This is a genomic window from Nitrobacter sp. CN101 (genome assembly GCF_055390255.1).
Genome location: NZ_AP038833.1, coordinates 2096142 through 2108726 on the forward strand (window position 1 = coordinate 2096142; position 12585 = coordinate 2108726).

Sequence of the window (12585 nt, forward strand, 5' to 3'; positions counted from 1 at the left end):
TCAGCTCTGCTGTGTCGCGCAGGTGCGCTGGATACGGCGGATGGCTTTGTCGAGCTCCGACAGGAATGCGGAGCGGTCGCGTGGCTGGAACGAGCGCGGGCCGCCCGTCACTTCGCCGCTCGCGCGTAGGTCGGTCATCAGGTTGCGGACTGCGAGCGTCATCCCAATCGACTGCTCCGTGAATGGCTTTCCGTTCGGCGCGATCACGCTCGCGCCCGCCTTGACGCAGCGGCTCGCCAGCGGAATATCCGCGGTGATGACGATATCATTCTTGCCGGCGCGTTCTGCGATCCAGTCATCGGCAGCATCCATGCCCGGCCCGGCCGCAATTCGCTCGATCAAGGGGTCGTCAGGCACACGGATATACGTACCTGCGACCACGACGACAGGTACGTTGTGACGTACCGCGACGCGATAAATTTCGTCCTTCACCGGACACGCATCGGCGTCAACGTAGATGCGAATGGAGGTCAATGGCGGATCATCGGCTGCGCGGACATCATGGCAGCGCGTGTTACTCCATGTGAGGGAGGATTGCGAGCGGGCGAGCCAAAGCCTCCGATTGGCGCACAAGAGGGTGCATGCTGCCGTCAACGATATATCTGTGGTTGTACAAATTGATTTTGCGACGCAATAGAGCGGGGAAGTTGTAAAATTGCGCTTGGCTTTTGATGTTTTCCTGTTTGCTGCCGGTCAAATCGTCCGGGCGATCCGAAAGACCTTGATCTAGGAGGTATGGGCGGTTGCGCTCGCGGTTTGCGCTGCTAAACTTCCGGGAAAAATATTGTCTCGTAGGCCGCTCGAGTGGCCGCGGAATGACGGATACATGGATGATGATATCCAGCGTTGCGTTGATACCGGATCGCGCGACAGCTTTCTGGGATTGGAAGCCGCGATGACCGCGGCGAGCGCTATCCGTTTTTCGCCGAGCGCCGATGCCGGCGTTTATGCTGCCCTCGATCTCGGCACCAACAATTGCCGGTTGCTGATCGCCTCTCCGACAGGCGGCAGTTTTCGTGTGATCGATTCGTTTTCGCGAATTGTCCGGCTAGGCGAAGGCATCTCATCGACCGGGCATATCAGCGAGGCGGCGATCGAGCGGACTATTGCCGCGCTCGCTATATGCCGCGACAAGATCCGCGTCAGGAAAGCGGGCCGCCTGCGGCTGATCGCGACAGAGGCGTGCAGGGCGGCGTCGAACGCCGAGAATTTTCGCAGCCGCGTTGCTGCCGCCACGGGCATTCAGCTCGAGGTGATCGATCGGGAGACGGAAGCCGCACTTGCGGTAATCGGCTGCTCGCCGCTGGTTCATCCGAAAGCGAGCGGCGCGATCCTGTTCGACATCGGCGGCGGCTCGACGGAGCTCGTTCGCATAGAACGCCGTCGCGAAGGCGACCTGCGCACCATGGCTTGGATGTCGCTTCCGGTTGGTGTCGTAACGCTAGCTGAGCGTTTTGGCGGGCACGACATAACGCCGCAATCTTACGCTTCCATGGTGAATGAGGTCACCGGCCATCTTGCGGTGTTTGCGGCTGCCCATGGCCGCGATCTCTATGGAATGCACCTTCTCGGCACCTCGGGCACGGTGACGACGCTTGGCGGTCTCCATCTCGGCCTGGCGCGCTACGATCGCCGCAAGGTTGACGGTATCTGGATGAACGATATCGAGGTGACCCAGGTCATCGCGCGGCTCTGCGGCATGGATTATCAAAAACGGGTGGCAAACGGCTGCATCGGGATTGAGCGTGCCGATCTGGTTCTGGCGGGCTGTGCCATTCTGGATGCCATTCGACGAGCCTTTCCCTTGCCGCGTCTGCGGGTAGCGGATCGTGGTCTGCGGGAGGGTATGCTGGTCGAAATGATGCGCGAGGATGGCGCACTCAACGGAGCTGACAACCAAAAGGATGTTTCTCCGGATTGCCGGGCGTGACCCGGTAATCTATCCCGAGCGGCCGCCACCGATCTGAATTCTATCGATCGAAGTCGAGAGTGTCGTCTAGACACTTGAATTCGGGCATGATAGTTCCCGGCAGCGAAAGGCTGGGGATTATGCGTCGGCGGCTGGGGCGATTTCTTCCGATCGTCATGTTTGCGATGCTGGTGCAGATATTTGCACCCATTGCCGCATGCCTGGCGTTTAACAAGACCACGGCCGACCCGCTGGCGGGTGCGATATGTTCGCATGCCGCCGCGGATGCGAGTTCTCCGCAAAACCGCGAGACCGACCCGCAGCAGACGCAAGGCGTCTGCTGTACATTGTGTGTCGTCCACGCCGCGACCCCACCTCCCGACCCGCAAGCGGCTGCTGTCAGCTTCGCACGTGACGCAACCGCCGTCGTCTGGCGCGGCCAGGGATTCGGGTTGCCGCCATTCGCGGTTGCCTCCCACGCGCAGGCGCGTGCTCCTCCGGCTATTTCCTGATTCAGCAAATCCGCACGATCGCCGTGACTGCGGCGGTGATCCGGTCTGTTTGATTAAATGCTCAGGGCGATCGCCCGCATCGGGAATATCCTATGTTTTGCTCTCGTTTCTTTTCGGGCGCTGGCGCGCTCGCATTGCATTCGGCGTTGCTCGCTGTTTGCAGCGATGCTGCCGCTCAGACTGCCGCCCAGACACTGCCGGGCATCACGGTCGAAGCGCCGCGCCGTGCCCAGGCCAGTCCGCGCAAAAAGCGGTCGGTCGCCCACCGCGACGCTTCGAGATCATCTCCCCGGCCGCAGCCGGCCGTCGTAGTAAGGCCGTCGCCAGTCTCCACAGATGCGCAACTTGCGATCCTTCATCAGGCGCCGACCGGACAGCCCCAGACAACGATCGGCCGCGATCTGTTTGACAACAGGCCCGCGTTCTCCGTGGCCGACGTGTTGCGTGACAGTCCCGGCATTTCCATCAAGCAAGGAAACGGTCCCAGGGACTTCGGCATCTCGATTCGCGGATCGAATGCGCGCAACGGCTTCGCCATTCGAAATCTGGTGATCTTTGATGACGGCTTCCCGGTCACACAGCCTGACGGACTGTCCCGCAGCGACCTGATCGATCCTCGCGCCTACGGGGCCATCGACGTCATTCGGGGGCCGTCGTCCGCGCTTTACGGCAACTACGCGACCGGTGGCGCGCTGAACTTCAGGACCCGCCGTGGCGCCGAGATCAACGGCGTCGAGTACGGCGTCGATGCCGGGAGCTACGGATACCTCAACAACTATCTGACTGCCGGCAAGAAAGTCGGAAACTTCGAAGGCTCTCTGTTCGCAAGCGACGCGCGCAGCGATGGCTTTCTGGGCAACAGTTGGTTCAACACCCAGACCGTGAATTTCCTCGGAACATTACAGGCGACGCCGGACGATCGTTTCACATTCAAGCTGATCAACAACACGCTGGATACGCGCCTCCCGATCCGGTCCTCGCTCAATCAATTCTACATCAATCCCTTTCAGCGAGGCTGTGAAACGGCCGCAACGGCCGCTCCCGGCTGCGGCACGATCACGTTGTTCAATAACGGCTTCAACGCAGCCAACGGGATCAGCCGCCAAACGGCCGAGCAGGCCAGGCTCGGCCGCGACGATCGCCGGACGATCGTGGGCGGACGCTGGGAGCATGATTTCGATAACCAGACCACCTGGCGCAACCAATTCGTGTTCGACGATCGCAATATCAACCAGCCGACCGGCGCCACGAGCGCGATCGGCGATTACCCATCCTATAACTTCATGAGCGACCTCGTCAGGCGGAGCGATCTCCTGGGAATGGATTCCACCAGCTACCTTGGCGCGTTTTACAACACCCTGAGTTGGTCGGGTGACACATACAATGTGGCGCCTGGAGGAACGCGCGGCCAGCTACAGTCGAACGTCACCGGAGAGCACACCAACTATGGTGTCCGTGCGCGCGAAGAACTGCGGCTCACCAACGCATGGACCGCTATTGCCGGGATCGGGTGGGAGACAACCCATTTAAACGGCGTCAATACAGCTTACACCTATACCGGGCCGACGGGTATTACGACCACGACCATCAGAAGCACGGATCGCCAATTCCAGAACACCGCGCCGGAATTCGCGCTGCAATACCGCGCGGACAAAGACTGGCTTCTCCGTGCGCGGGTCGCGACCGGCTACGGAACGCCACAGGTCGGCAACCTGTTCGTGCTGCCAAATGGTCAGAACGGCAACAATACGCAACTCAATCCCCAAAGGAATCTCGGCTACGATCTCGGCTTTGACTGGACGCCGGACCCCACGATCAGGGTAAGCGCGACAGGTTTCTACGAGTTTTTCCGCGACGAACTGGTCACGCAGGCAACGCCCCTCAACTCGCCCAACTCAAGCTATACGTTCAACGCCCCGAAATCCGAGCACCGTGGCTTCGAACTCTTGGCGCAATGGCGTTTCCTGCCAAGTTGGCGTGTGACCACTGCCTATACCTATCTCGACCAAGTCTACACGAGCTACACCGAGAATATCACCAATGGCGCCGTTTTTGGTTTCAATCGCGCGGGCAACAAGATCCCCGGTATTTCGCCGAACGAACTGACGGCACGGCTTTCCTATGACCAGCTCTCGGGCGCGCTGAAAGGCGTTGGCGCGTTCGTCGAGTTTCAGTGGAGGGACGCATTCTATATGGACAATGCCAACCTCCTGAAAGCGCCCGGCTACGAACTCGTCAATCTCAATCTGCACTACGACACGCCCCTGCAATCGGAGTATCTTAACTCGCTTCATGCTTATTTCGAGGTGCGGAACGTCTTCGACAGGACATATGTAGCGTCCGCCAATAACATCGCGAACACGGTAACCGGAGCGGGCGTTCAAAACCCCGCGAGCGTTTTGGCTAACACCGGCGGCTCCATCTATGCCGGGTCGCCGCGCATGTTCATCGCCGGAATGAGATTTGCGTTTCGATAGCAAAGGTGGCCTGACCATGATCAGAACAGCAATCATCGTTGCGATCGCGATCCTCTGGCAGGGCGTGGCAAACGCGCAGATGAGCCATCACCACGTATCAGAGGCCGCCTGTGATACGACCGAACTGCGATGCGCGACCAAGGTCACGCCAGCATTTGCCCCCGACGGGACCTTGTGGCTGGCGTGGATGGCAGGCGGGCGCATACTGGTGGCGAGCTCCAAGGATCGTGGTAAAACCTTTTCAGCGCCAGTCGCGGTCGTTGATCGGCCGCTTGAGCTCGATTGGGGACCCGATGCGCGTCCCAAGATGGTCGTTGACCAGCACAACCGGATCGCCATCGCCTTTTCGATTTTCAGGGACAAGAACTTCAACGGCGAGGTGCTGTACACACGCTCGGTCGATGGAGGTCACAGCTTTAGCAAGCCGGAATCCATTACATCGAACAAGGAAAGCCAACGCTTCGAGCAGCTCGCACTGGATGCCGACGGTTCGGTCTTCGTGGCCTGGCTCGACAAACGTAACCGGGCGCAAGCGCGCGCGGCCAATCAAACATATAAGGGAGCGGCTTTATTCTTCGCATGGTCGAAGGACGGCGGCGGGTCGTACACCGAGGCTCGCATGTTGAAGGACAGCACTTGCGAGTGCTGCCGGATCTCCGTCGCGTTTGCGGGCTCTGGCCGGCCCGCCGTACTGTTTCGCAATATCTTCCCGGGCAGCGTTCGGGACCACGCGATCGTCACCCTCGGGGATCCAGCTACGCCGGGAGATATCCATCGCGTCAGTCAAGACAACTGGAAGACCGAGGCGTGTCCGCACCAGGGGCCGAGCCTCGCCATTTCGCCGAAGGGAATCTATCACGCGGTCTGGTTCACCAGCGGCGAAGCGCGAAAGGGTTTGTTCTATGCGCGTTCGACGAACGGCGGACAGACGTTTTCCGAGCCCATGGCTATTGGCAGGCCGGACCGGAGCGCGTCACGCCCCTACGTTTTAGCGAGCGCCTCTGGCGACGCGATCGTCTGGAAAGAATTCGACGGCGAGAAGACAACCGTGAAGCTTATAAGGTCCGGCGATGATGGGGAAAGCTGGTCGCAACCGCAGGTCGTCGCTGAGACAGTTGACGCGTCTGATCATCCTTTGCTTGTCGGGAATGGACGCGAGGTTTTCTTGTCCTGGATGACCAAGGCCGACGGCTACCACATCATGCCGATCGAGGGCGCACCATGAAGCGTCACTTGTTGCTGTTCGCGTTCGCTCTGACACTTCTCTCGCAACCTCTCGCGGCGAACGATCAATTGCGCTCGTTCCAGCGCGGAAGCTGGCAAACCATCCTCGATGCGCATGCCGGCCGTCCAATGATGGTCAATTTCTGGGGCGTCACTTGCGGCCCTTGCAAGGTCGAGTTGCCGCTGCTCGGGAAGTTCGTCAGAGACAATCCGGGTGCCGACGTCGTAACGGTCAATGCCGATCTCGTTCCGAACCCGCGCGAAGCCGCACTCTCAATGCTGCATAAGGCCGGACTATCTTCGGTCGAGAACTGGACCTTCAGCGACGGTTTCGTCGAACGACTACGTTATGAGATCGATCCCAGCTGGCAAGGCGACATCCCTCGAACGATGTTGATTGCACGCGATGGAAAAGTCACGACGATTGAGGGCATTGTCGATCTCGCCAAGGTAAAGAAATGGTTCGGAAGCCAGATGATCGAAACAAGATGAGGGAGATCTGCACTGAACTCTCAAGAAACCTGAGCGGGCGGCGGAAAGGCTAAGGGATTATGCGTCGGCGGCTGGGATCAGGCAATACTCGATCTTTTTTATTGGCAGTTCATCATGAGTGAAACAGGTCAATGACATCGAAACTCTTCTGCGTTGCGGTAGCCTGCGCTTTGCTGGCAACCGCGAGAGCCGCCTCGGCGGAGGAGTTCAAAGCAGGTGATATTGTGATTTCACACCCGTGGTCGCGAGCGACTCCGACGGGAGCGCAAGTCGGCGCTGGCTATCTCGTCATTGAAAACCGTGGGAGTTCGCCTGACCGCTTCCTCGGTGGCTCGGTGGAGGCTGCAACGGGTTTCGAGCTTCACGATGTCGTGCTCGAGGGCGGCGTCATGAAAATGCGTCAGCTGACGGGTATCGATCTGCCACCAGGAAGTTCCATTGAAGCAAAGCCGGGCGGACTTCACATCATGTTCGTAGGCCTGCGGCATCCGCTGGCTGCGAGTGAGAAGGTCCGGGGCGCCTTGCAGTTCGAGCACGCCGGTAAAATCGAGGTTGAATTCAACGTAATCGGGATGGGAGCGCCGCCGCCGGGTGGCCGCGGCGATTGAGAAAACTCATTTGGCAGGCTCGATCACTTTGATATCGCGAATTGTATAGGTCTTGCCTTCGAGCTGGAATTCGACCTTGTCGCCCGGCTTCACGCGATCACTCAATGTGCGGGGATCGACCTGAAACAGCATTTCCATCGCCGGCATTAAACCCTCGATTTTTTGGTGGTTGATCGTCAGCGAACCGGTCGCCGGATTGATCGCCGTCACAACTCCAATCCCTCGATAAAAACCATTCGACGGTTCTTGAGCCTGAACCGGCAATAACCGTGTGTGCGAAACCCGGGCGGCCGGATGGTCGCCGGGAGAAAAAGCTTCAACCCTCTGGAGATGGAGGATCACCACCGTGGTCGCGGCTGCGACGGCACACCTGAAGACAAGTTTTTTCACGACCATATTCCGTTCCGCAGGCATGGGTTTCCGCGCGTGCGTTTCGCGGGCCATCGAGACTTACATGAAAACCGGTGGTATGGGGAAGTGGCGGATCCGCCGGTGACCTCCTTCCGATCGCATCTGCTTGAATGCGAGGCGGCCGGGACTATGCTATCGTCAGGTACGAGAATGACAACTGATTCAATCAGCGAGGAGACAATCATGCACCGTCGTGAGTTCGTGGCTACTATCGGGACTGCGGCGGCAGTCTTATCGGCATCGAAGGCTTTTGGTGCCCCGGCAAATACAGCGCCAGCCGAATCGATGCATCCCGCGAAGTACAAGGCTCTCGAGGATGCGACCAATCATTGCGTTTCCAAGGGTGATGCGTGTATGCGGCATTGCCTCGGCATGTTGAGCATGAAGGATGCGAGCATGGCCGGTTGTACCAACGCGACCTATCAGATGATGGCCGCATGCGGTGCATTGCGAACGCTGGCAGCCGTCAACTCGTCCTACGTTCCCGCTCTTGCCAAGGTCATCGCGCAGGTGTGCGTGGACTGTCAGAAGGAATGTGAGAAGTATCCGGATGTGGCGGAATGCAAGGCATGCGGCGACTCATGCAAGACCTGCGCCGAGGAATGCCGCAAGATTTCCGCTTAACGCCGTCCAGCCTGTCGGCACGCGGAGCTCGTGCGATGTCCGGGCAGGATGGTTAGACATGGCGAAAGATACCACCGGCCGGCTACACGTAACCGTCAAAACCGGCGGCAGACGCAAGCTGTCGTCCAAGCTCTGGCTGGAGCGGCAGCTCAACGATCCCTATGTGGCGCAGGCGAAGCGTGAAGGCTGGCGTTCCCGCGCGGCCTTCAAGCTGATCGAAATGGACGACAAACATCACATCCTCAAGCCTGGCATGACGGTTGTCGATCTCGGTGCGGCGCCCGGCGGCTGGAGCCAAGTGGCTGCAAAGCGTGTCGGTGTCGCCGAAGGCAAAGGCAGAGTGATTGCCATCGATCTTCTGGAGATGTCGGAGATCGTCGGCGTGACGTTTGCCCGGCTCGATTTCCTTGACAACAGCGCCCCGGACAAGCTGCTCGCGATGATGGACGGGGGCGCGGACGTCGTGCTTTCCGATATGGCCGCCAACACCACTGGCCATCGCAAGACGGATCAGCTCCGGATTGTGGGTCTCGTCGAGAGCGCGGCGGCATTTGCGGTCGAGGTGCTGCGGCCCGGCGGGACGTTTATCGCAAAAGTCTTCCAGAGTGGGGCGGACGCCGGTCTGCTTTCGCAGCTCAAACGCGACTTCCATACGGTCCGGCATGTGAAGCCCGCCGCGAGCCGGCAGGATTCATCTGAACGCTATGTCATGGCGACAGGCTTTCGCGGGCGACCGCCTATGACGGCCGCTGATCGAGCTTAAAGCGGGTCAGAGCCGCAAACCTGTGGTGCTTCAGCTCAGCTTCTGATCGCGGGCGGTAACTGTTTCGCGAGAGGTTTCCTCCTCAGCCTCGGATTCCCGGGTAGGGTCGGAAATGACCACCATGCGCCGACCGGAAACCTGATGGCCGGAATCGGCGGGCATTCGCACGAAATAAAAGGTGGACATCGCTGAAAGCACGGAGACGACGAGAAAGCCAGGGCCGAAATCGGCGGCAGTCAATTCCGTGCTGTGATGGTACAGCATCGTGGCTTCAACCGAGAACGCGCCGATGGCGACGCCCGTCGAAATCGCCAGTTGCTGACTGACGCTGGCGAGCGTGGTCGCGCGGCTCATTCGTTCCGGCTCGACGTCCGCGTAGGCGAGGGCGTTGATCGCGGTAAATTGCAACGAGCGGAAGAAACCGCCGACGACGAGAATGATCATGATCAGCAGCAGTGGCGTTGTGATAGTGAACAGCGCGCAGGCGGCGAGAAAGACGGAACTGACGACCGCATTGACGGTCATGATGTTACGAAAGCCGAAGGCGCGGATGATGCGAGCGGCGAGCGTCTTCATGCCCATGGCGCCGACGGCCGATGAAAATGTCACGAGCCCAGAGCCGAATGGCGACAGGCCGAAGCCAACCTGCATCAGAAGCGGTAGCAGAAATGGTAGCGCGCCGACGCCCACGCGAAACAGGAACCCGCCATACATGCTGGCCCGGAACGTCGGCAGGCGCAGCAGTGTGAGATCCAGCACGGGAGAGTCGGTGCGTCTTGCGTGCATCATATAGGCCGCCATCGAGACTGACCCGACCCCGATCAACGCGGCTACAACGATCCATGGCAGGAGGTTGAGACCGGCGACCGACAGGCCGAAGGCGATGCCGCCGACCCCCACGCCCGCCAGCACCATCCCGTAAAGGTCGAAGCGTTCGGGATTGTCGCTGCGGATCGGGTCGATGTAGCGCTGCGCCATGAAGATGCCGACCAGGCCGACCGGAATGTTGATCAGAAAAATCCAGTGCCATGAGAAATAGGTGGTGATGAAGCCGCCCAGCGGCGGACCGATCACAGGCCCGATCAGGGCGGGCACCGTCACCCATGCCATCGCGTTGACGAGCGCGCTCTTGTCGATCGAACGCAGCAGCACCAACCGGCCGACCGGCGTCATCATCGCGCCGCCCACGCCTTGCAGCGTCCGCGCGATCACAAAATCCGTCACCGATGACGATAGCGCGCAGCCGATTGAGCCAATCATGAACACGACGATGGCCGCGCTGAAGACGGAGCGCGCTCCGAACCGGTCCGCGGTCCAGCCGCTTGCCGGAATGAATATCGCCAGCGACAGAAGGTAGGACGTGATCGCGAGCTTCAGCGTCAGCGGGCTGGTGCCGATATCGGCGGCGATCGCCGGCAGCGATGTCGCGATTACCGTCGAGTCCATGTTTTCCATGAACAGGGCGGCGGCGACGATCAGCGGGATTAGGCGTTCCTTGTTCATGCGAGTTCGCTGAGGGCAAGCGGACGGGAGGCGGGCTGTAGCATCGATTGGGGCCGGCGCGCTATTGCGGAGCGGCCAAGCCTACCTAAATCCTTGGTGTATTTTGGGAGGGCCAACGATGATCTATGTGCTCGCTGCCTTGCTGCCGCCGCTCGGACTGCTGCTCAACGGCCAGCTATTCTCGGCCATCCTGAACGTGGTCGTGATCGTGTTTTGCTTGATTTTCGGGTGGATTTTCCCCGTCCTTTTCCTGGTGCCGTCAGCGCACGCCGTGATTGCTGTCTACATGAAGCGGGAGGATCGCCGGCACCGTGAGGTGGTCGACGCGATCAGGGAGCATGGGCCGCCTCCGAACTATCCGCGTTGAACGGACGGGAAAAGCCCCTGCATGGCAGCCAGACGCTTTGATTCCCGGAATTGCCGTGCTATCGACCACCGCCAATCCATTCGATGGAACTTAATTCGTCGGCGACGCTAGGGCGTCGCCGACCGGCCATTCCATCCTGATGGGTTTCGCGGCGACCGCGCCGCCCAATGGAGTTGGCGATGGCGCTTGGAAACGGATTTCGGGATATCAAAGAAGCCTACACGTTCGACGACGTCCTGCTCAAACCCGGTGCGTCCGACATCCTGCCCTCCGAAGCGGATATCAGCTCCCGCGTTACCCGCGCTATTCCGCTCAACATCCCGATCATGGCTTCCGCCATGGATACCGTTACCGAGGCGCGCATGGCGATTGCGATGGCGCAGGCCGGAGGCCTGGGTGTCATCCACCGCAATTTCGATGCGGAGGGCCAGGCCGCGCAAGTGCGACAGGTGAAGAAATTCGAGTCCGGCATGGTGGTCAATCCGCTGACCATCGGCCCGGACGCGATGCTGTCCGACGCGCTGGCCCTGATGAACGATCACGGCTTTTCCGGCATTCCGGTGGTGACAGGCGGCAGCGGGGCCTCTCCGGGCAAGCTTGTCGGCATTCTCACCAACCGTGACGTCCGCTTCGCGACTGACCCGCGGCAGAAAGTTTCCGAACTGATGACGCACGAAAACCTCGTGACGGTGCGTGAGGGCGTCAGCGAGGAAGAAGCCAAGCGGATGCTGCACCAGCATCGCATCGAGAAATTACTGGTCGTCGACGAGCAGTACCGCTGCGTCGGTCTCATCACCGTCAAGGACATGGAAAAGGCGGTGGCGCATCCGCTGGCTAGCAAGGACGCGCAGGGCCGGCTGCGGGTCGCTGCGGCAACCACGGTCGGCGAGGGCGGTTTCGAACGCACCGAGCGACTGATCGATGCCGGCGTTGATCTGATCGTCGTGGACACCGCGCATGGTCACTCCAGCCGCGTGCTGGAAGCGGTCAACCGCATTAAGCGGCTGTCGAACGCCGTACAGGTTATCGCGGGCAACATCGCCACGACGGAAGGCGCGCAGGCGCTGATCGATTCCGGTGCCGACGCCATCAAGGTCGGCATCGGTCCGGGCTCGATTTGCACCACCCGCATCGTTGCTGGCGTCGGCGTGCCGCAACTCAGCGCCATCATGGATGCGGTGGAGGCGGCGAGTAAGGCCGACGTGCCCGTGATCGCCGATGGGGGCGTCAAGTATTCCGGCGATCTCGCCAAGGCGCTTGCCGCGGGTGCGGACATTGTCATGGTCGGCTCGCTGCTGGCGGGCACCGACGAAACGCCTGGCGAGGTGTACCTGTGGCAGGGGCGCTCCTACAAGGCCTATCGCGGCATGGGTTCGGTGGGAGCGATGTCGCGCGGCTCGGCCGATCGCTATTTCCAGCAGGACATCAAGGATACGCTGAAGCTGGTTCCGGAAGGCATTGAGGGACAGGTGCCTTATAAGGGACCCGTCGGCAACGTCATGCACCAGCTTGCTGGCGGCTTGCGCGCGGCTATGGGGTATGTCGGCGCGCGCAACATCGCCGAATTTCATGACAAGGCGCGGTTCGTCCGCATCACCGGCGCGGGCTTGCGCGAAAGCCACGTCCACGATGTGACGATCACGCGCGAAAGCCCGAACTATCCAGGCGGCAGCTAGCATCCTCAATTTGAAGTTT

At 60.4% G+C, this 12585-nt stretch carries 13 protein-coding genes; 10 read left to right on the top strand and 3 right to left on the bottom strand.

The features are described 5' to 3' along the window. Complete coding sequence (locus ACZ5IL_RS10410) at positions 1-474, bottom strand: YaiI/YqxD family protein (RefSeq protein WP_464596709.1); 474 nt, start codon at positions 472-474, stop codon at positions 1-3. A gap of 352 nt (positions 475-826) precedes the next feature. On the opposite strand from ACZ5IL_RS10410, the gene ACZ5IL_RS10415 reads away from it, so the two are divergent. The 6 genes from ACZ5IL_RS10415 (at position 827) to ACZ5IL_RS10440 (ending at position 7222) form a co-directional block, all read left to right on the top strand. Further along, positions 827-1930, top strand: a complete 1104-nt coding sequence (locus ACZ5IL_RS10415) for a Ppx/GppA phosphatase family protein (protein ID WP_464596710.1) — start codon at positions 827-829, stop codon at positions 1928-1930. Between the two features lie 119 nt (positions 1931-2049). Then, the gene (locus ACZ5IL_RS10420) at positions 2050-2421 is read left to right on the top strand and encodes a DUF2946 family protein (protein WP_464596711.1); all 372 of its coding nucleotides are present in this window, start codon (positions 2050-2052) and stop codon (positions 2419-2421) included. A gap of 92 nt (positions 2422-2513) precedes the next feature. Beyond that, complete coding sequence (locus ACZ5IL_RS10425) at positions 2514-4898, top strand: TonB-dependent receptor family protein (protein WP_464596712.1); 2385 nt, start codon at positions 2514-2516, stop codon at positions 4896-4898. A gap of 16 nt (positions 4899-4914) precedes the next feature. Further along, positions 4915-6123, top strand: a complete 1209-nt coding sequence (locus ACZ5IL_RS10430) for a sialidase family protein (RefSeq protein WP_464596713.1) — start codon at positions 4915-4917, stop codon at positions 6121-6123. Further along, on the top strand, positions 6120-6614 hold the full coding sequence (locus ACZ5IL_RS10435) for a TlpA family protein disulfide reductase (RefSeq protein ID WP_464596714.1): 495 nt from the start codon (positions 6120-6122) through the stop codon (positions 6612-6614). Before ACZ5IL_RS10430 ends, ACZ5IL_RS10435 begins: the two co-directional genes overlap by 4 nt. A gap of 131 nt (positions 6615-6745) precedes the next feature. Beyond that, the gene (locus tag ACZ5IL_RS10440; RefSeq protein WP_464596715.1) at positions 6746-7222 is read left to right on the top strand and encodes a copper chaperone PCu(A)C; all 477 of its coding nucleotides are present in this window, start codon (positions 6746-6748) and stop codon (positions 7220-7222) included. 6 nt (positions 7223-7228) lie between these two features. Here ACZ5IL_RS10440 and ACZ5IL_RS10445 read toward each other — a convergent pair whose 3' ends face one another. Beyond that, the gene (locus ACZ5IL_RS10445) at positions 7229-7666 is read right to left on the bottom strand and encodes a copper-binding protein (protein WP_464596716.1); all 438 of its coding nucleotides are present in this window, start codon (positions 7664-7666) and stop codon (positions 7229-7231) included. Between the two features lie 117 nt (positions 7667-7783). On the opposite strand from ACZ5IL_RS10445, the gene ACZ5IL_RS10450 reads away from it, so the two are divergent. Both ACZ5IL_RS10450 and ACZ5IL_RS10455 read left to right on the top strand, forming a co-directional pair. Beyond that, the gene (locus tag ACZ5IL_RS10450) at positions 7784-8257 is read left to right on the top strand and encodes a four-helix bundle copper-binding protein (RefSeq protein WP_464596717.1); all 474 of its coding nucleotides are present in this window, start codon (positions 7784-7786) and stop codon (positions 8255-8257) included. A gap of 58 nt (positions 8258-8315) precedes the next feature. After that, complete coding sequence (locus tag ACZ5IL_RS10455; protein ID WP_464596718.1) at positions 8316-9020, top strand: RlmE family RNA methyltransferase; 705 nt, start codon at positions 8316-8318, stop codon at positions 9018-9020. Positions 9021-9050: 30 nt separating this feature from the next. On the opposite strand, the gene ACZ5IL_RS10460 is transcribed toward ACZ5IL_RS10455, so the two are convergent. After that, a complete protein-coding gene (locus ACZ5IL_RS10460; RefSeq protein ID WP_464596720.1) occupies positions 9051-10523 on the bottom strand; it encodes a DHA2 family efflux MFS transporter permease subunit in 1473 nt (490 codons plus the stop codon). A gap of 118 nt (positions 10524-10641) precedes the next feature. Between ACZ5IL_RS10460 and ACZ5IL_RS10465 the strand changes: the two genes are divergently transcribed. After that, the gene (locus tag ACZ5IL_RS10465) at positions 10642-10890 is read left to right on the top strand and encodes a hypothetical protein (protein ID WP_464596722.1); all 249 of its coding nucleotides are present in this window, start codon (positions 10642-10644) and stop codon (positions 10888-10890) included. Between the two features lie 179 nt (positions 10891-11069). Further along, positions 11070-12566 (top strand): IMP dehydrogenase, encoded by a 1497-nt coding sequence (gene guaB, locus ACZ5IL_RS10470; protein ID WP_425904976.1) that lies wholly within the window; start codon positions 11070-11072, stop codon positions 12564-12566. Positions 12567-12585: the final 19 nt, after the last annotated feature.

What these genes read in the sequence shown, in the direction of transcription:
- ACZ5IL_RS10440 (WP_464596715.1), top strand. Translation starts at nt 6,746, where the DNA reads ATGACATCGAAACTCTTCTGCGTTGCGGTAGCCTGCGCTTTGCTGGCA.
- guaB (WP_425904976.1), top strand. Translation starts at nt 11,070, where the DNA reads ATGGCGCTTGGAAACGGATTTCGGGATATCAAAGAAGCCTACACGTTC.
- ACZ5IL_RS10455 (WP_464596718.1), top strand. Translation starts at nt 8,316, where the DNA reads ATGGCGAAAGATACCACCGGCCGGCTACACGTAACCGTCAAAACCGGC.
- ACZ5IL_RS10435 (WP_464596714.1), top strand. Translation starts at nt 6,120, where the DNA reads ATGAAGCGTCACTTGTTGCTGTTCGCGTTCGCTCTGACACTTCTCTCG.
- ACZ5IL_RS10430 (WP_464596713.1), top strand. Translation starts at nt 4,915, where the DNA reads ATGATCAGAACAGCAATCATCGTTGCGATCGCGATCCTCTGGCAGGGC.
- ACZ5IL_RS10425 (WP_464596712.1), top strand. Translation starts at nt 2,514, where the DNA reads ATGTTTTGCTCTCGTTTCTTTTCGGGCGCTGGCGCGCTCGCATTGCAT.
- ACZ5IL_RS10445 (WP_464596716.1), bottom strand. Translation starts at nt 7,666, where the DNA reads ATGGCCCGCGAAACGCACGCGCGGAAACCCATGCCTGCGGAACGGAAT.
- ACZ5IL_RS10415 (WP_464596710.1), top strand. Translation starts at nt 827, where the DNA reads ATGGATGATGATATCCAGCGTTGCGTTGATACCGGATCGCGCGACAGC.
- ACZ5IL_RS10450 (WP_464596717.1), top strand. Translation starts at nt 7,784, where the DNA reads ATGACAACTGATTCAATCAGCGAGGAGACAATCATGCACCGTCGTGAG.
- ACZ5IL_RS10420 (WP_464596711.1), top strand. Translation starts at nt 2,050, where the DNA reads ATGCGTCGGCGGCTGGGGCGATTTCTTCCGATCGTCATGTTTGCGATG.
- ACZ5IL_RS10465 (WP_464596722.1), top strand. Translation starts at nt 10,642, where the DNA reads ATGATCTATGTGCTCGCTGCCTTGCTGCCGCCGCTCGGACTGCTGCTC.
- ACZ5IL_RS10460 (WP_464596720.1), bottom strand. Translation starts at nt 10,523, where the DNA reads ATGAACAAGGAACGCCTAATCCCGCTGATCGTCGCCGCCGCCCTGTTC.